Source organism: Pseudomonas sp. NY15181 (assembly GCF_048068055.1).
GTDB lineage: Bacteria > Pseudomonadota > Gammaproteobacteria > Pseudomonadales > Pseudomonadaceae > Pseudomonas.
The window spans coordinates 41,961-57,269 of sequence record NZ_JBLUPT010000013.1; the positions used below are offsets into that span (position 1 = coordinate 41,961).

Annotated in this window: 17 protein-coding genes; 10 read left to right on the forward strand and 7 right to left on the reverse strand. The window is 64.7% G+C overall.

Translation table 11 applies throughout. The annotated features are described in order from the left end of the window. Positions 1-49: 49 nt before the first annotated feature. The 3 genes from ACNFBT_RS24365 to ACNFBT_RS24375 all read right to left on the reverse strand — a co-directional run bounded on the left by ACNFBT_RS24365 (position 50) and on the right by ACNFBT_RS24375 (position 3,819). Entirely contained in the window at positions 50-1,090 is a 1,041-nt protein-coding gene (locus ACNFBT_RS24365) for a hypothetical protein (protein ID WP_416753276.1), read from the reverse strand. 81 nt (positions 1,091-1,171) lie between these two features. Then, positions 1,172-2,575, reverse strand: a complete 1,404-nt coding sequence (locus tag ACNFBT_RS24370) for a DUF2252 domain-containing protein (protein WP_416753277.1) — start codon at positions 2,573-2,575, stop codon at positions 1,172-1,174. 254 nt (positions 2,576-2,829) lie between these two features. After that, a complete protein-coding gene (locus ACNFBT_RS24375; RefSeq protein ID WP_416753278.1) occupies positions 2,830-3,819 on the reverse strand; it encodes a zinc-dependent alcohol dehydrogenase family protein in 990 nt (329 codons plus the stop codon). 166 nt (positions 3,820-3,985) lie between these two features. Between ACNFBT_RS24375 and ACNFBT_RS24380 the strand changes: the two genes are divergently transcribed. The 3 genes from ACNFBT_RS24380 (at position 3,986) to ACNFBT_RS24390 (ending at position 6,962) form a co-directional block, all read left to right on the forward strand. Beyond that, positions 3,986-4,876 carry a LysR family transcriptional regulator gene (locus ACNFBT_RS24380; protein ID WP_416753279.1) on the forward strand — a complete coding sequence of 297 codons (891 nt, stop codon included), beginning with the start codon at positions 3,986-3,988 and terminating at the stop codon, positions 4,874-4,876. A gap of 150 nt (positions 4,877-5,026) precedes the next feature. Continuing rightward, a complete protein-coding gene (locus ACNFBT_RS24385) occupies positions 5,027-6,001 on the forward strand; it encodes a quinone oxidoreductase family protein (protein ID WP_416753280.1) in 975 nt (324 codons plus the stop codon). Between the two features lie 43 nt (positions 6,002-6,044). After that, on the forward strand, positions 6,045-6,962 hold the full coding sequence (locus ACNFBT_RS24390) for a LysR family transcriptional regulator (protein ID WP_416753281.1): 918 nt from the start codon (positions 6,045-6,047) through the stop codon (positions 6,960-6,962). 29 nt (positions 6,963-6,991) lie between these two features. Here ACNFBT_RS24390 and ACNFBT_RS24395 read toward each other — a convergent pair whose 3' ends face one another. After that, positions 6,992-7,939, reverse strand: coding sequence for a Dyp-type peroxidase (locus ACNFBT_RS24395; protein WP_416753282.1), 948 nt, complete (start codon positions 7,937-7,939; stop codon positions 6,992-6,994). A gap of 273 nt (positions 7,940-8,212) precedes the next feature. Between ACNFBT_RS24395 and ACNFBT_RS24400 the strand changes: the two genes are divergently transcribed. The 4 genes from ACNFBT_RS24400 to ACNFBT_RS24415 all read left to right on the forward strand — a co-directional run bounded on the left by ACNFBT_RS24400 (position 8,213) and on the right by ACNFBT_RS24415 (position 10,444). Further along, complete coding sequence (locus ACNFBT_RS24400; protein ID WP_416753283.1) at positions 8,213-8,602, forward strand: MAPEG family protein; 390 nt, start codon at positions 8,213-8,215, stop codon at positions 8,600-8,602. Between the two features lie 61 nt (positions 8,603-8,663). Beyond that, complete coding sequence (locus ACNFBT_RS24405) at positions 8,664-9,362, forward strand: ion channel (protein ID WP_416753284.1); 699 nt, start codon at positions 8,664-8,666, stop codon at positions 9,360-9,362. A 108-nt stretch (positions 9,363-9,470) separates the two neighbouring features. Then, the gene (locus ACNFBT_RS24410; RefSeq protein WP_416753285.1) at positions 9,471-9,695 is read left to right on the forward strand and encodes a hypothetical protein; all 225 of its coding nucleotides are present in this window, start codon (positions 9,471-9,473) and stop codon (positions 9,693-9,695) included. Between the two features lie 47 nt (positions 9,696-9,742). Beyond that, the gene (locus ACNFBT_RS24415; RefSeq protein WP_416753286.1) at positions 9,743-10,444 is read left to right on the forward strand and encodes a YoaK family protein; all 702 of its coding nucleotides are present in this window, start codon (positions 9,743-9,745) and stop codon (positions 10,442-10,444) included. A gap of 6 nt (positions 10,445-10,450) precedes the next feature. Here the strand turns inward: ACNFBT_RS24415 and ACNFBT_RS24420 are convergent, their stop codons facing one another. Both ACNFBT_RS24420 and ACNFBT_RS24425 read right to left on the reverse strand, forming a co-directional pair. Beyond that, complete coding sequence (locus ACNFBT_RS24420; protein ID WP_416753287.1) at positions 10,451-10,807, reverse strand: YkgJ family cysteine cluster protein; 357 nt, start codon at positions 10,805-10,807, stop codon at positions 10,451-10,453. A gap of 93 nt (positions 10,808-10,900) precedes the next feature. After that, positions 10,901-11,131: a hypothetical protein gene (locus ACNFBT_RS24425; protein ID WP_416753288.1), complete on the reverse strand. Its 231-nt coding sequence runs from the start codon at positions 11,129-11,131 to the stop codon at positions 10,901-10,903. A gap of 414 nt (positions 11,132-11,545) precedes the next feature. Here ACNFBT_RS24425 and ACNFBT_RS24430 point away from each other — a divergent pair, with 414 nt between their 5' ends. After that, positions 11,546-11,956, forward strand: coding sequence for a hypothetical protein (locus ACNFBT_RS24430; protein WP_416753289.1), 411 nt, complete (start codon positions 11,546-11,548; stop codon positions 11,954-11,956). A gap of 52 nt (positions 11,957-12,008) precedes the next feature. Here the strand turns inward: ACNFBT_RS24430 and ACNFBT_RS24435 are convergent, their stop codons facing one another. After that, on the reverse strand, positions 12,009-12,488 hold the full coding sequence (locus tag ACNFBT_RS24435) for an ATP-dependent zinc protease (protein WP_416753361.1): 480 nt from the start codon (positions 12,486-12,488) through the stop codon (positions 12,009-12,011). 287 nt (positions 12,489-12,775) lie between these two features. On the opposite strand from ACNFBT_RS24435, the gene ACNFBT_RS24440 reads away from it, so the two are divergent. Together ACNFBT_RS24440 and ACNFBT_RS24445 are read left to right on the forward strand one after the other, a co-directional pair. Next, complete coding sequence (locus ACNFBT_RS24440; protein ID WP_416753290.1) at positions 12,776-14,134, forward strand: glutamine synthetase family protein; 1,359 nt, start codon at positions 12,776-12,778, stop codon at positions 14,132-14,134. 79 nt (positions 14,135-14,213) lie between these two features. Continuing rightward, on the forward strand, positions 14,214-15,299 hold the full coding sequence (locus tag ACNFBT_RS24445; protein ID WP_416753291.1) for a polyamine ABC transporter substrate-binding protein: 1,086 nt from the start codon (positions 14,214-14,216) through the stop codon (positions 15,297-15,299). Positions 15,300-15,309: the final 10 nt, after the last annotated feature.

Consider the following 15,309-nt stretch of genomic DNA (forward strand, 5'->3'; position numbering starts at 1 on the left):
GCCCGCTGTACTTTTCATGAACGGCGGCCGCGCCTTTACGCGACAAGTGCTACTGCGCGGGAATCGTGATCAGCGGAGCCTTCTCATTGCCGCTGGTTTCCGCAAGCGTAAAGAACAGCATCACCGCGCCGAGCGCTCGCTTGGCCGCCAGGTTGCTGTCCTCGATCCAGTACCAGTAGTCGCGGTAGAACACCGCGACATAGGCATGCCGGGGCTTGTCCTTGCCGCTGAGGATGTGGATCTGCGCCCTCGCACTGCTCGCCTCCCCCTCCCGGAACGCAGGCAGCGCGCTGCGATCCTCGATGTGCTCCTGGGGCACGTCAACGTAGCTGGAGAACGCCGTCAGGATCTGCAGCAACGAGCGGCTGCTGACGGCCAGTTCGTCCGCCTCGCCGCGTACCGGCGAATAGCGCAGCACGAACTGCTGGCGGTCCTCCGGCATGTGCAGCAACCCGCGCAGCATCTTTTGCTTGGCCTGGATATCCGGCGTGATGTCGTTGCTGCGCATGAACAGCAACGCGATCTGACCTTTGCTCTTGTCTTCCTCCACGCGCATGCCCACTGCACCCGCGACCTGGATTTCCCGCAGCAATTGCAGGACCTGGAGGAACTCGGGGTCGGCTTCGCGCACCGTGCCTGCCACCGCCGAGCGGTTGCGTACCCCGTTCAGCGAGTCCACGGTCAACCCCAGGATGAAGTCCGCCGCATAGCCCGATTGCAGCAGGCCGAAGATCTTCTTCGGGTCGATGGGCGTGACCAGCCCCGTGAGGAAGCGTTCCCCGGTCAGCGGCACGTAGGTGATGGTCGGGCGGTCGGTGTATTTGCTGCTTGCACCCAGCAGCACGCTGTTGCCCTGCACCGCGTCCGCCGAGGAGACCTGCCCGCCCAGGCTACCGCCGGTTTCCAGAGAGTAGCCGGCGACGACGGAGGCCACGTCGACGAACACCGGCATGTCGAGGTAGCGCAGCTTGACGATGTTCAGCAGGGTCTGTTGCTTCCAGGAGTCCGCCACCGCCGAACTGTAGTCGAAGCGGTCCACGGCCACGGAGCCGGGGCCGATATGGCTGCAGCCGCCGAGCACGAGGAACACCGCTAGACACCCCGCCGGCCAGCGGCACCCCAACGCAAATATCCCGCGCCACACGAACCGGGACACAATGGGAGGCCTCATCTACGCCTCCTCGATCAGCACCTTCACGCGCCCGGCGCGCGCAGCCTTGACCAGCGCCGCGTGATCACGCTCGGTCTGGTCGGCATAGAGCATGGCGAAGTCGCCCAGGATCTCATCGAAGGTATCGCCCTTGCCCAGGTAGCCGCTGATGGTCGCGGCGTCGCCGGACTTGGCGTGGGCACGGGCCAGCGTCAGGCCGCAGATGTCGGCGTAGCGCTCCAGTTGCGGTGCGCTGATGCGCTCGACCGGTACGGACAGCTTCATGTCGCGCAACTGCCTGACGAAATAGTCGCGTCCAGCCGGGCTGCGCATCCAGCCCAGGAAAATGTCACTGGAAGACTGCATCAGGCGCTGCCCCATCACCACCCGCTGTCCGTGATGGTCGTACTGGCTCTTGCCGGCGTAGGGCTCGAGCACGGAACGGCACGACTCCTTGAATTGCAGAATCAGCGGATGGTTCTCTTCGGAGAACAGCAGCGCAATGAAACAGCGGGTCCCGACGCTGCCGATGCCGACCACTTTCACTGCGGCGTCGACCAGGCGGTAACGATCGAACAACACCCGGCGATCATCGGTGAGGCTGCGGCGGTAATCGGCCAGGCTGTGCTGCACACGCTGCATGAAGTTGTCCTCGGCGACGTGATAGATGATCGGCGGCTGGTCGATGATGCGCGGCTGGCCGGCAACCTGCTCGGCGATCTTCGGGAAGGCGCTTTCCATCACTCGTTCGCGGGCGCGGTCGAACAACTGCTGGCGGAACTTGCGGGCCTTGGCGTCCGGCGCCATCGCCAGCAGCGCCTCGGTGTCCAGGCGCGAATACCAGACCTCCAGCGGGCTCAGCTTCGAATAGGCGCGCAGGTTCTCGCGGTAGGCGCGCGCGCAGGTCACGACCACATCGCGCGCACGGACATCGGACAGGCCACCATCGCGCGCCGCCACGGCAAAGCTCGCCACCAGGCGCTTGATGTCCCATTCCCAGGGTGCGGGCAGGGTCTCGTCGAAATCATTGAGATCGAAGACCAGGTTGCGCTCGGGGGTGGCGAACAGGCCGAAGTTGAGCAGGTGGCAGTCGCCGCAGGCCTGGACATTCACGCCGATGCACGGCCCCGCGGCCAGGTCGTGGGCCATCAGTCCAGCCGAGCCGCGCAGGAAGGTGAAGGGCGTGCGCAGCATGCGCCCGTATCGGATCGGCACGAGGTCCTTGAGACGGTCGCGGTTGGATTTTTCCAGGATGGCGATCACATCGCGCTGCCGGCCCGGTGATTTCCATTTGGCGTGCGCTTCGCGAGGGATCTGGGCGCGCAGGCGTTGTCCGTTGGCCAGTCGCTCCTCGCGGGAAAGGAAATTGACTGTCTGTTCGGTCCTGCCGGCTTTCCTGGCAGAGGTTTTCTTGCGGGAGGCCATGTTGCTGTCGTCACCCTGGCGTCATGGACTGTGGGGGGGCGAACGCTCGACTGGCGGCGACGCCCAGTGCTCATGGGGCCGAAAGTGCCGGCTTATGAAGGCGTCACCGGCGCCCCTCCATTCAAGCTAGATCAAATTCCCGATGGGCACTGGAGGCGCTTCACAAGACACCGGCCGACCTTCCGCCAGCCCGCCCGCCAGCAGATCCCGGCCGACGCGGCAGGCCCGGATGCGTCCCGGACCTGCCGGGGAACTCAGACGGTCACCACCACCTTGCCCACCTGCTGATTGGCTTCCAGGAAGCGATGCGCGTCCTGGATATCGTCCAGCGGGAAGGTCCGGGCGATGATCGGGCTCAGCTCGCCCGACTCCAGCCCATTCAGGATGAACGCCTTGGCCCGTGCCAGGGCCGCAGGGTCGGAGACGATTTCAGCGTACAGATAGCCCTTGAGCGTCAGGCTCTTGCCCAGCACGGTGAACAGCGGGAACGGCGTGGGCTCCGGGCTCAACGCGCCGTATTCGAGGAGGATGCCGCCCCTGGCCATGGCCTGGGTCAGGACTTCGAAGGCGGGACCGCCGACAGGATCGAAGACCACACGGGCGCCCTTCCCGCCGGTCAACGCCATGACCGCCTGCACGATGTCTTCCTCATCGCTGACGATGACATGCGCCGCGCCAGCCTCCAGCAGTGCCTGCTTCTTCGCCCGGGTACGGGTGACGGCGATGGCTGTTGCGCCAACCAGCCGTGCGATCTGGAAGGCGGCAAGGCCCACGCTGCTGGAAGCGGCAGTGACCAGGACGAAATCGCCCTTGCCCAGCTTCGCCTGGTCGACCAGCGCGCCCCAAGCGGTGACGTACTGCATCCAGGACGCCGCGGCCTGCTCGAAGGACAGCTTCGCCGGGTGCTTGACCGCCAGGTAGGCCGGCACGTTGGCCACCTCGCCGTAGGTGCCCCAGCGAGCGATATCCAGCGGCGGGATCAGGCTCACCGCATCGCCGACCGCAAGGTCGCTGACCGCGCTGCCCACCGCCGCCACTACGCCCGCCGCCTCGTAGCCCAGTCGGCTGGGGAACTGCGCCTCCTGCAGGTAGGCGTGGCTGCGGAACATCACCTCCGCGCGGTTCAGGCCGATGGCCTTGACGCGGATCTGCACCTCGTCCGCCGCCGGGGCGGGAATCTCCACCGACTCCAGCTTCAGGACGCTGGCATCACCGTACTCGTGGATTCTGACAATGCGGGCCATGTTCACCTCTTCTTGATCGGGGCCGGAAGCGGGCCGGCCGGATTGGGACTATAGAAGGACCGCGAAGCAGTCACCCGACCGCCCGCGGCATGGGAGGAAATCTAGGCGTTGGCCGTAGGGGGATAAAGGCCTAGGATGGCCCGACACTTGAAACGAAGAGTTTGTAATGGACCGCCTGACGCAGATGGCCACCTTCGTGAAGGCCGTAGAGCTGGGCTCCTTCAGCGCCGCCGCGGAAGAGCTGAAAATGTCGCCGCAACTGGTGGGCAAGCAGGTGAAGCTGCTCGAACAGCACCTGGGCCTGTCGTTGCTCAACCGCACCACGCGCCGGCAGAGCCTCACCGACTTTGGCCGCGCCTTCTATCCGCGGGCGAAGCTGATCCTTGCCGACATGCTGGCGGCGGAAAGCCTGGCCGCGGTGACCCGCGGCGTACCCAGCGGCCGCCTGCGGATCAATGCGCCGGTCAGCTTCGGCATGCGTAGCCTGTCGCCGCGCCTGGTGGAATACATGGTGCGCTACCCGCAGGTGTCGATCGACCTGACCCTGAGCAACGAACTGGTGGACCTGGTCAACGACGGCTACGACGCGGTCTTCCGCATCGGCGAGCTGCCCAGCAGCGGTCTGAAGGCAATCCCCTTGGCGCCCTACCGACTGGTCCTTTGCGCGGCGCCTTCCTATCTCGCACGGCGCCCACCGATCACCTCGCCCTGGGACCTGCCGCAGCACGAATGCTTGGGCTTCGCCTATTCCGATGGGCGAACGCGCTGGACCTTCGACGGCCCCGAGGGACGAATCGATGTGCCGATTACAAGCCGTTTGACGATCAATCAGGGCGACCCGCTGCTCGCCGCCGCCGTGGCCGGCCTGGGCGTGGTGCTGCAACCGCTGGAGCTGGTCAGCGATGCCCTGCGCGACGGCACCCTGGTCGCCCTGTTGCCGGACTACGGCGTACCGACTTCGCCGATGAACATCCTCTACGCGCCCGACCGGCGCCTTACCCCCAAACTGCGCAGCTTCCTCGACTTCGCCAGCGCCGCCTTCGGGCGCAGGGGCTGAACCGCACCGGCCAGCGCATCCAACGCCGGCGTTTCGCGGCATGCAGCATTGCTGCACCCAGTGCAGTTATCATCTGCAATCCAGCCATCTAGTGCCCCAGAGCTAGGCAATTAGACTGCCGATCATCGTTCACAGTCAGAGGAAAAAACGATGATCGCGCGCGTAACGCTGCAGCAGTTCGGCGGGCCGGAGGTTCTTCGGATCGGCCAGGTCGAAGACCAGCATCCCGGCCCGGGCGAAGTCTGGCTGGAACAGGCTGCCATTGGCGTCAACCCGCTGGACGCGAGCCAGCGTTCGGGCGCGGTGAAAATTCCCCTGCCGGCCACGCCGGGGCTCGAGGGCGCCGGCGTCGTGGCGGCGGTGGGAGCGGGCGTCACCCAGGTGGCGGTCGGCGACCGGGTCGCCTATGCCACCGGCCCCCTGGGCGGTTACGCGAGCGGACGCCTCTACCCGGCGGAGAGGCTGGTGAAGCTGCCCGACGAACTGGCTTTCGACGAAGCGGCCGCCCTGCTGTTCAAAGGCATCACCGCGCAATACCTGCTCAAGACCACCTACCCCGTCGGCCCTGGCACGCGGGTGCTGATCTACGGCGCCGGCGGCGCGCTCGGGCAGATCATGGCGTCCTGGGCGAAGCACCTGGGCGCCCTCGTCGTCGGCGTCGTGTCGCGCCAGGGGAGCGTCGAGCGGGCACGGGCGGCAGGCTGCGACGAGGTGCTGGTATTCGATGCCCGGACCCTGGCCGCGCAAGTACACGACCTCACCCAGGGCCGCAGGGTCGACGTGGTCTACGACGGCGTCGGCCGGGCTTCCTTCGCCGCTTCGCTGGACAGCCTGCGCCCCCGAGGCCTGCTGGTGAGCTTCGGCATGACCAGCGGCGCACCGCCGGCGGTCGAGCTGGCCACGCTCAACGCCAAGGGCTCGCTGTTCCTCACCCGCCCCTCGCTGGCGGCGCACACGGCGACCACCACGGAATACCAGGAGCGCGCAGGGGACGTGTTGCAGGCGGTCGCCGCAGGTATCATCCGGCCTCGGGTCTGGCAGCGCTATCGGCTCGCCGACGCCGCGCGCGCCCATGCCGACCTGGAAGCCGGCCGCTCCGAGGGCGCCATGGTGCTGGTGCCATGAGCCCTGCCCGCCCGATCAATGGATTCGCCAAACTGGGAGCCTTATGGATCTGTTCGATAGTCGACAGGCGGACGAACTCGCCACCCTCCTGGCACTGTTCGAGCACGGCTCCTTCGCCGCCGCGGGCCGAGCCTTGCAGCGCCACCCTTCGGTCCTGTCGAAACGACTGAGCGCGCTGGAGCTGCGCCTGGGGATACGGCTGGTGGAGCGCACCACCCGGCAACTGCGCTTCACCGGCGAAGGCTTGCGCCTGGCGGAGCGCCTGCGCCACGCCGCCAGCCTGATCCAGGAAGCCCAGGAAGAAGCGACGCACAACGCCGCCCAGGTCCAGGGACGCCTGCGCGTCGCGCTGCCGTCGGCGATGGGCCGGCTCTGGCTGAGCCCGATCATCGCCGGCTTCGCCCTCGCGCATCCGAAGGTTTCCCTGGACATGGAGTACTCCGAGCGCATCGTCGACCTGGTCGCCGAAGGCTTCGACGCCGCCATCCGAGTCGGCGAACTCCCCGACAGCCGCCTGGTCGCGCGCAAGCTCTGCGCCAGCCACCGCATCCTCTGCGCGGCACCGGCTTACCTGGAGCGCCAAGGCAACCCCGCGATGCCCTCGGAGCTGCCCGGACACAACTGCCTGGGCTTCACCGGCCTGCATTCCTATCCCGACTGGAAGCTCACCTGCGACGGCGCCCAGCAGACAGTCAGGATCAGCAGTACCCTCACCAGCAATGACAATGAATCGCTGCTGTCGGCGGCACGCGCCGGCGTCGGCATCCTCGTCGGCGGCGAGTGGCTGATGAAGCACGACCTCGATGCCGGGCGATTGGTCCGCGTGCTGCCCGGTTGGCGGCTCGACGCGGACGCCGGGGTCTACCTCGTCCGCCCCTCGGCGCGCTACGACACGGCCACCGCCGAAGCCTTTCGGCGCTGGATCGAGGAGCATTTCGCCAACGGCGCGCCCTGGGCCTGATACCGGCTTAAGCCGTCATTCCCCGTCGGCTACGCGACCTTGTCGGCCAACGCCTCCAGCAGATCGGCGGATGGCACGAAGAACAGGCTTCCCGTCACCGCCTTGCTGTAATCCAGCAGGCGGTCGTAATTGCCCGGCGGACGGCCGATGAACATGTTCTGGAGCATTTCCTCGATCGGCTCCGGCGAACGGGCGTAACCGATGAAGTAGGTGCCGAACTCCCCTGCCCCGGGCCGGCCGAACGGCATGTTGTCGCGCAGGATCTTCACCTCCTGCCCGTTCTTCTCCAGCGTGGTCAGCGAGCTGTGCGAACAGCTCGGTTTCACCGAGTCGTCCAGCTCGATGTCCGACAGCTTGGTGCGCCCGATGATGCGCTCCTGGGCTTCGGTGGAAAGCCCGTTCCAGCCCGCCATGTCATGCAGGTATTTCTGCACCAGTACATAGCTGCCACCGGCGAAGTCCGGATCTTCGTCGCCAATGAGGGTGAAGTGCGCCGCCTCGCGGCCGACCGGGTTTTCGGTGCCATCGACGAAGCCGACCATGCTGCGCATGTCGAAATAGCGGAACCCGTGGACTTCATCGACCACGGTGACGGCATCGCCCAGCCGCGCCAGCAACTGGGTGGCCAGTTCGAAACAGAGGTCCATGTGCTCTGCGCGGATATGCAGCAGGAGATCTCCGGGCGTTGCGACGGCGACACGCTCGCCCGCGCCGATTTCGCGGAACCTGTGCAGGGACGCAGGACGCGGAGCGCCGAACAGGGTGTCCCACGCTTCGGAGCCAAAACCCACCACGCAGGAAAGGTTGCCAGTGGGGACGCGCTTGCCCACCGAGCGCACCAGGGCGGCCACGTCGCCACAGAGTGAGCGCACGGCATCGCGATGAGCCTTGTCCGGCACCAGGGTCGCGACCAGGAAGATCGCGCACCGGGTGATCGGGCTATCGACCGCTTGGGATACAGGAGAATGGTTGGGCATTTTTCCGTCACTCGCCATCGAACTGGGTGCGGTTGAGACTATCAGAGTTGGCGGCGTGCGCTGGCCGGTGTTCGGCCAATCATGGCCGCTTGCCGCGGGCCATGTCGCCTGGAATTGAGCTAGTCTCACCCCGGCTGAACACCATGAGCCAAGGGCGTTGGCGGAATGGTGCATGCCCCCGGCTCAGGGCCGTCAGGCAGGCTTCCAGTCGGCGGCTGATTCAGCAGCAGCGCCAAATGAGGGTAACGACCGGTGCACCCACTCATAGTCCCCATGGCCGTCCATGTAGCGCTTACCGCGCTCCTCTACGTGCTGCTGACTATCGCCCGTGCGCCTAAAGTCTGGGGTATCGGCAAGGGGCCGGATGGCAGCAATCCCTGGGCAACGGTGGAACCCCGCATCAGCGCCAACCTTTCCAATCAGTTCGAATGGCCGGTGTTTTTCTACGCTGCCTGCCTGCTGCTGATACAGAACCAGCTCGCGGTAGCCGCCGCAGCCTGGCTTGCCTGGATTTTCATCGTTGGACGCGTGGCTCACAGCTGCGTGCAGATACTCACGACAAACATTCGGTTGCGCGGCCTGGTCTTCACGATCAACTTCCTCGCCACACTGGGTATGTGGGCAGTCGTCGTTCTTTCCCTCCACGCGAAAGGTACGGCCTGATGACTGCTCAACAGGAGTGTGCCCTGACGCGGGCGTCGGTTCGTTCCTCAGGAGGTCCGGAATGACAGACTCGAAAGACAAGACGGAGTCCGACGAGGACCTGTCGCAGATGATCATAGGCCTCGGGCCCTGCACCTATCTGTTGCTGCTCCTGATCGGTCTGATCCTGGTGTTCCCCTACCTGGAGGAGGGCCTGTTCCCCCGCACGCTGCTCGGCATCCTGTTTTCAAGCGTACTGCTGGTAGGGGCCTTCGCTGCCCCGCAGTCTCAGCGAGGGCTCATCGCCAAGCTGGGCCTGGCGCTATTGGGGATCGGCCTTCAGTGGACGGCGCTGTGGACGTCGAACCTGACCATCCTCCACCTTGCCGGGATAGCCTATGCGGCATCCCTGACGATCTCGATCACCAGCGTGCTCCGCTATGTTCTCAAGCGCGGGCAGATCACGGCGGACAAGCTGCACGGCGCACTTGCCGGCTACATCATGCTGGCCTTCGCCTGGTCGCTCATCTACGCCCTGACCGAGGTCACGGCCGCCGGTTCGTTCGGCCCCACCCGTCTCGATTTCACCCAGACCGGCACCTTCTTCAAACTGATCTACTTCAGCCTCACGACCCTCACCACCACCGGGTACGGCGACATCGTGCCGTTGACCAATCACGCCCGCTCGCTGGTGATGATCGAAGAGTTCACCGGTGTCTTCTACGTGGGTGTCCTGATCGCGCGGCTTGCCGGCCTCTATCCGTCACCCTCGACCCGCTGACTGCCGGCCGCTCCGCGCCATGCTCTTCCCGGGACAAACTTCCGTCGTATTGCTCCTCGGCCACCGGGAGTCGAAAATACCGCCGACTGAACGAAGAGGTGACCGGCCATGATGCTGCGCGGTATGGCACAGATGCACATTGACGATCTGCCCGCCCGATTCCAGACCCTGCTGCGCGGGCTCGCCGGCATGGAACCGTCGGGCTTCGTCTGGGTGGTCTTCTACCAGGGGCGCATGTTCGGCGCCTATCCCAATGCCGACCTCGCGTTGCGCAAGGTGACCGAAATCGAGCATTGCATCAGCGCAGACGAAGTGCCCACCGCGCAATGCTGAACCCCTGCTCCGTCGTCATACCCTCTTCCCATCAGGCGACTTCGTAAATGCTCCCTCATGCTCCGAAACCTCGCAGCGCCAAAAGATCGCGGCTGCACGTAATGCGCGGGCGCGTCGGGCTGGGGCTCGTCGCCGGGTTGTCCGTACTGGCGGGCATGACCGATGCGATCGGGTTCCTGGCCACCGGCGACTTCGTGTCTTTCATGAGCGGCAATACCACCCGGCTCGCCGTCGCCGTGACCGACCACGACCTGACCACGCTCGGGCGGCTTTCGCTCGCGGTGCTGTGCTTCGTGGCCGGCAATGCCCTGGGTGTCGTCCTGGCCCGCGGCTTCAAGCGGCGGGCCACGCCGTTGCTTATCGTCGTCGCGACGCTGCTGGGGTTCGCCGCCCTCTGGCCCGGCGAGCAGAACCTTCCGGCCTTCGTTGCGGCGATCATGTCGATGGGGATGCTGAACGCGGTGGTGGAACAGGTGAACGGCATGCCCATCGGCCTCACCTACGTGACCGGTGCGCTGTCCCGCTTCGGCCGCGGCCTTGGTCGCTGGCTTTTGGGGGAGCGCAATAACGGCTGGCGGGTTCAACTGGTGCCCTGGAGCGGCATGCTGCTAGGGGGTGCGGCGGGAGCCTTTCTGGAACACCATCTGGGACTGGGGGCCATGGCCATGAGCAGTGCGTTGGCCTGTGCGCTAGCGGTGGTCGTCTACTTCGTCCCGCGCTCCTGGCAACTGGGCTACATGCCCCGATAACCCCCGCTAAACGAGCACTTGCCGGGTGGTGGCGATCAGCTCATGCACCTGGCGTTCGACCTGCTCGTCCGTGGCGGTTTCCGGCCCACGGCCGCGCGGACATGGGAGGCTCGGGGTCGTCCCGAACAAGCGACAGATCAGCGGACGCTCCTCGTACACTTCGCAGCCTTGCGGCCCCAGGTGCACGCAGTTCCAATGCGCCAGGGCGGCGTCGTGCTCGGCATCGCTTTTCACCGGCAGGCGCGACATTTCCTCGGACGATGCGGTCACCGGCCCACAACAATCGTGGCAGCCCGGTACGCAGGCGAAGCTCGGGATCTGCCGGCGCAGATGGTCGATCTTTCGAAGGGTCGAACAACTCATCGGATGACCCAGCCCACTGCGTTGCCCGGCATTCGCGGATACCGATTCCGATTCTTTACTGGCATGGCGGCCTCTCCGAATAACTCTGCGGACTTAGAGATGGATTTCCACGTTCTTGATGCCGAGCTCGCGCAGTTCGCCGATCAGACCGTCCAGCTGCGCAAACGACTCGACCTGCTCGTCTTCATCCACCAGGAAAAAACTGCGCCCCGCGTCCTTTTTGAAGAACACGATCCACTCTTTCGTATTGGTCGGGTTTGCGATCACGTGGGTGTCAAAGGATATGCCTGCGGCAATCCGGGCCTTCACATCGTTCCGCTTCACTCAAATCACCACGCTACGTCGCACTTGCAGAGATCTACTCAAGATTGCCGCCGACCCGTTTCGACACAGAATCGGCACAGGCGGGGCCTTGCTCCAGGCTCGCCTGCTTCAAACACTCTTCATGATCGTTACATGATAACACCGCGAGTCGGCGGCTTGCTCCTGCCGCGCTCGCCTTCGTTCCTATCGAGGTCGGCAGACACCAGCGGACTTTGTCCGCAATGGTTCACACAGGGTGATAGGCCGCATCGCGGATGAAACCGTATCGACAGGAGAATTCGACACCACGCTCCGCCAGCGGTCATCCGCCCTGCCCGGCTATTCCTCGACCGGGTTTACGACGCACCGACGACGCAGAGATGCACGTATAATCCGGCCCCTTCGTTGGGCAAGGGCCCTAGGGTGATAGGCGAAATGCAGTTCAGTCCGGGCTTGCGCAATCCTTCGTTGCTTTCCACCGCGCTGCTGTTCGGGGGCCTGGCGGGCTGGTATGCCGGACGGCTGATCGGCCTGTACGGCGATGAGTGGTTTGCAGAACCCGAATACGGTTTTGAAGCCCTGACGGCCCTCTGCGGGATTCTCTGCGGTGCGCTGTTCGCCTATACGCTTCGAAAAGGGGTAGCGCCGAGGATGGTAGGGGTTTTCATTGCCGGCGGCTTCGTCCTGGCCATGTTCGGCTATGCCCGGTACTCCACCGACATGCCCCCGTACGACCTTGAACTCGCCACCTACCTGCGGGATTTCATTCGGCAGACCCTGGGCTTGTGGCTTTCGCCGATCATCGGCGCCGCACTGGTGTCCTCGTTCCGGGCAGTCCTTCACTAGCCGACCGGAATGTCGCAACGTGGCGTTGTGCGCTCATGGCCGACGCACACGGTCAGGCCTTGCACTTGGGTTCCTGGGTAAAGGTGCGTCGCACATCCACGGGGCCTACGTGCTCAAGGGTCTTTCGACCGATCAGCACCGGATAGATCATGTTCTTGCGGTCCCGGAGCGAGAACTCCTCGTCGAGCAACTGGTTGCCGATACAGATTTTCATCGACACCACCGGCCGATGATCCGCTCCACCGGCGCCGCGAACCTTCACTTTCCGCAATACGGGGCGTGCGAACTCCTGGACGCTCTCCTCCCCGGTGTCGCTGTTCTTGGCCACGACCTTGAATCGCACCCACGTCTCCGAGCCCTTCTCGAAGTACTCGATGTCCTTCGCATCCATCGACGAGGTCAGGGCACCGGTATCCAGCTTGGCTTTGACCGGGATGCCCTCGGGGTAGATTTTCGCGTCCTCGATCCAGCCCCGGACCGGCAGGTCTTCCGAGTGAGCTTTCATCGGGGTGGCGAGCGCCAGCAGAAGCATGGCGGCGGAGAGGGAGTTGATGGGCACGGCGATGACTCACGGGTTGACTAGGTTCGCCCATGATCGAGTCCGGGATGTCAAAGGCCGGTCAAAGACAGGTCAAGAAAACGGATGGCCCATGCGCAGCGGATAGCCCCGAGCGCTCCCAGCGAAAAAACCGGGTGCTCCCCGAATCTGCGGAAAGTGGATAGAACCAAGGCCCGGCTCTCCCCAACACTAGCCATGCGTCGACCCACAACGAGGTCGACTTCCTTCCTGTGCCTTCCATCCAACCATTAGAGGCTTGCATGAGCACCCCCGCCGATCAGCTGAGTTCCTGGCTGAAGCAACACCAGATCACCGAAGTCGAGTGCGTCGTCAGTGACATGACCGGTATCGCCCGCGGCAAGATTTCCCCGACCAACAAGTTCCTCGGCGAGGGAGGCATGCGTCTCCCCGAGAGTGTGCTGCTGCAGACGGTCACCGGGGATTATGTCGACGACGATATCTACTACGACCTGCTGGACGAAGCGGACATCGATATGGTCTGCCGTCCCGATCCGGACGCGGTGTTCGTGGTGCCCTGGGCCATCGAGCCGACCGCGATGGTGTTCCACGACACCTACGACAAGTACGGCAACCCCGTCGAACTGTCGCCGCGCAACGTGCTCAAGCGTGTTCTGAAGCTTTACGCGGACAAGGGCTGGAACCCGATCGTCGCGCCGGAGATGGAGTTCTACCTGACCAAGCGCAGCAGCGACCCGGACTTCCCGTTGGAAGCCCCCGTGGGCCGCTCGGGCCGCCCGGAAAGCGGCCGACAGAGTTTCTCCATCGATGCGGCCAACGAATTCGACCCGCTGTTCGAAGACGTCTACGATTGGTGCGAAGCCCAGGGCCTGGACCTGGACACCCTGATCCACGAAGACGGCCCGGCGCAGATGGAAATCAACTTCCGTCACGGCGACGCGCTGAGCCTCGCGGACCAGATCACCGTGTTCAAGCGCAGCATGCGCGAGGCCGCGCTGAAGCACGACGTGGCGGCGACCTTCATGGCCAAGCCGATCACCGACGAGCCGGGCAGCGCCATGCACATTCACCAGAGCGTGCTGGATATCGCGACCGGCAAGAACATCTTCGCCAATGCCGACGGCTCGATGAGCGAGCTGTTCCTGCACTACATCGGCGGCCTGCAGAAGTACATCCCGAAAGTGCTGCCGATGTTCGCGCCGAACGTGAACTCCTTCCGCCGCTTCCTGCCGGACACCTCCGCGCCGGTGAACGTCGAGTGGGGCGTGGAGAACCGCACCGTCGGCCTGCGCGTACCCGCGGCCTCCCCCGAAGCCATGCGCGTGGAAAACCGCCTGCCCGGCGCCGACGCCAACCCCTACCTGGCACTGGCCGCCAGCCTGCTGTGCGGCTACCTGGGCATGGTGGAGCGGATCAACCCCAGCGCTCCGGTCGAAGGCCGCGCCTACGAGCGCCGCAATCTGCGCCTGCCGATCACCATCGAAGACGCGCTGGCGCACATGGAAGAGTGCCAGGTGCTGGAAGACTACCTGGGCCGCAAGTTCGTCCAGGGCTACGTCGCGGTGAAGCGCGCCGAGCACGAGAACTTCAAGCGCGTGATCAGCTCTTGGGAACGCGAATTCCTGCTGCTGAGCGTCTGACCCCGCCCGACAGAGCCTGCCTGCGGCCTCGCAAGCCCGCAGGCAGGCGCCTGGAACACCTACAAGAAAAGGAGTCCACATGAGACTGCTCAAACCCCTTGCGGCCTTGGCTTTTGCCGCACTGGCCCAGAACGCCCTCGCTGAGCCGACCGTCAGTATCTACAACTGGACCGACTACATCGCCCCCGACACCCTCGCCGGTTTCCAGAAGACCACCGGGATCAAGCCGGTCTACGACGTCTTCGATTCCAACGAGACCCTGGAAGGCAAGCTGCTGGCGGGCCGCTCGGGCTACGACGTGGTGGTGCCCTCCAACCACTTCCTCACCCGCCAGGTGCAGGCCGGAGTCTTCCTGGAACTGGACCGCAACAAGCTGCCGAACTGGAAGCACCTGGACCCGACGCTGCTCAAGCTGCTGGAACAGAATGACCCGGGCAACCGCCATTCGGTGCCCTACCTGTGGGGCACCAACGGCATCGGCTACAACGTCGAGAAGGTCAAGCAGGTGCTGGGCGTCGACAAGATCGACTCCTGGTCGGTGCTGTTCGAGCCGGAGAACCTGAAGAAGCTCAATGCCTGCGGCGTCGCCTTCATGGACTCCGCCGACGAGCTGATCCCCTCGGTGCTCAACTACATGGGGATGAACCCCAACAGCAGCAACCCGGCGGACTACGCGAAGGCCGAGGCCAAGCTGATGGAGCTGCGCCCTTACGTCACCTACTTCCATTCTTCGAAGTACATCTCCGACCTCGCCAACGGCAACATCTGCGTGGCCTTCGGCTATTCCGGCGACGTGTTCCAGGCGGCCGCGCGGGCCAAGGAAGCCAAGAACGGCATCCAGATCGCCTACAGCATCCCCAAGGAAGGCGCCAACCTCTGGTTCGATCTGATGGCCATTCCGTCGGACGCGAAGAACCCGGACCAGGCCCTGGCGTTCATCAACTACCTGCTGGAGCCCAAGGTGATCGCCGGCGTCAGCGAGTACGTCGGCTACCCCAACGCCAACGCCGACTCCAAGGCCTTCCTGGACCAGGAGACGCTGAACAACCCCGAGGTCTATCCGTCCCAGGCCGTGCTCGACAAGCTCTACATCTCCAACGCCCCGCCGCCCAAGATCATGCGCCTGATGACCCGCAGCTGGAGCAAGATCAAGTTCAACCAATGACTCGAGAACG

Coding starts and splice junctions, on each gene's coding strand:
- ACNFBT_RS24395 (WP_416753282.1), bottom strand. CDS start 7,939: ATGCCCAACCATTCTCCTGTATCCCAAGCGGTCGATAGCCCGATCACC.
- ACNFBT_RS24410 (WP_416753285.1), top strand. CDS start 9,471: ATGATGCTGCGCGGTATGGCACAGATGCACATTGACGATCTGCCCGCC.
- ACNFBT_RS24385 (WP_416753280.1), top strand. CDS start 5,027: ATGATCGCGCGCGTAACGCTGCAGCAGTTCGGCGGGCCGGAGGTTCTT.
- ACNFBT_RS24430 (WP_416753289.1), top strand. CDS start 11,546: ATGCAGTTCAGTCCGGGCTTGCGCAATCCTTCGTTGCTTTCCACCGCG.
- ACNFBT_RS24445 (WP_416753291.1), top strand. CDS start 14,214: ATGAGACTGCTCAAACCCCTTGCGGCCTTGGCTTTTGCCGCACTGGCC.
- ACNFBT_RS24405 (WP_416753284.1), top strand. CDS start 8,664: ATGACAGACTCGAAAGACAAGACGGAGTCCGACGAGGACCTGTCGCAG.
- ACNFBT_RS24370 (WP_416753277.1), bottom strand. CDS start 2,575: ATGGCCTCCCGCAAGAAAACCTCTGCCAGGAAAGCCGGCAGGACCGAA.
- ACNFBT_RS24435 (WP_416753361.1), bottom strand. CDS start 12,488: ATGCTTCTGCTGGCGCTCGCCACCCCGATGAAAGCTCACTCGGAAGAC.
- ACNFBT_RS24390 (WP_416753281.1), top strand. CDS start 6,045: ATGGATCTGTTCGATAGTCGACAGGCGGACGAACTCGCCACCCTCCTG.
- ACNFBT_RS24420 (WP_416753287.1), bottom strand. CDS start 10,807: ATGAGTTGTTCGACCCTTCGAAAGATCGACCATCTGCGCCGGCAGATC.
- ACNFBT_RS24440 (WP_416753290.1), top strand. CDS start 12,776: ATGAGCACCCCCGCCGATCAGCTGAGTTCCTGGCTGAAGCAACACCAG.
- ACNFBT_RS24380 (WP_416753279.1), top strand. CDS start 3,986: ATGGACCGCCTGACGCAGATGGCCACCTTCGTGAAGGCCGTAGAGCTG.
- ACNFBT_RS24415 (WP_416753286.1), top strand. CDS start 9,743: ATGCTCCCTCATGCTCCGAAACCTCGCAGCGCCAAAAGATCGCGGCTG.
- ACNFBT_RS24400 (WP_416753283.1), top strand. CDS start 8,213: ATGGCCGTCCATGTAGCGCTTACCGCGCTCCTCTACGTGCTGCTGACT.
- ACNFBT_RS24375 (WP_416753278.1), bottom strand. CDS start 3,819: ATGGCCCGCATTGTCAGAATCCACGAGTACGGTGATGCCAGCGTCCTG.